Source organism: Cognatiluteimonas telluris, assembly GCF_011320095.1.
Taxonomy (GTDB): Bacteria; Pseudomonadota; Gammaproteobacteria; order Xanthomonadales; family Xanthomonadaceae; genus Cognatiluteimonas; species Cognatiluteimonas telluris.
Genome location: NZ_JAANOY010000104.1, coordinates 1 through 888, shown reverse-complemented (window position 1 = coordinate 888; position 888 = coordinate 1). Strand labels below are relative to the sequence as shown.

Genomic DNA, 888 nt, shown 5'->3' with positions numbered 1-888 from the left:
CGCTCGTATCTCTACGCGGCAGTACTGGCGATCGAGGTTACCGGCGGCACCAATGCCGGGCGCTCGCGGCTCCTGGTGCGCGGTCGTGCATCTTCGCTTCGGCACAAGCAGCTTCGGCTAGTCCGCGGGTCGCGCCCGATCTGCGTCGGGGTGCGCGCGGACCTTCCGGCGGCATTTGCCGCATCCCATGCCACCAGGCGGCATCTGGGCTGAGCGCTTGTAGATTCTGGCGCGCGGCCGACTGGTTCGGCCTCAGGTCAAGCGTGTGGCTTGCTACCGAATGACTCTTGTGGGCAAATGGCTGCCTAACTATTCATTCAAGGGGAAGCCGCTTCGCGGCTCCCCTTAATTCAGGTGTTAGGCCGCTAAGAGCAGGCCTGTTGTGGCAATGCGGCGGTTCGAATTGGCTCGCTTCGGTGAGTAACTTGTCGCTTTCGTCCACCCTCTTCGGTCGCGCTTGGAGTTCTCTAAGCGGCGCTCGTACTTCCAGACGGCAGTTCCGCTCGTCGAGGCTGCTGGCGGCATCTGCGTTGGGCGCTCGCAGCTCCCGGCGCGCGGCCGGGCAGCGTAGCTTCGGCACAAGCGGCTTCGGCTATTCCGCGGGTCGCGCCCGAGTTGCCCAGGGGTGCGCCCGGACCGTCCGGCGGCATTTGCCGCATCCCATGCCACCAGGCGGCATCTGGGATGGGCGCCTGTAGCTTCTGGCGCGCGGCCGCCTCCCTCGGCCTCAGGTCAAGCGTGTGGCTTGCTACCGAATGGCTCTTGTGGGCAAATGGCGGCCTAACGATTCATTCAAGCCGAACTTGCTTCGTTCCAGCAAAAGGCGGTTACCAAAAGCGTAACCGCCTTTTGCCTCCACTACGCATGTCGGCTTAATTCAGGTGTTAG

The 888-nt window shown here is 63.6% G+C and carries 1 protein-coding gene; it reads left to right on the top strand.

Translation table 11 applies throughout. The annotated features are described in order from the left end of the window. On the top strand, positions 1-213 hold a 213-nt coding region (locus tag G7B67_RS13350), incomplete at its 5' end, for a hypothetical protein (RefSeq protein WP_207780951.1). Positions 214-888 lie beyond the last annotated feature (675 nt).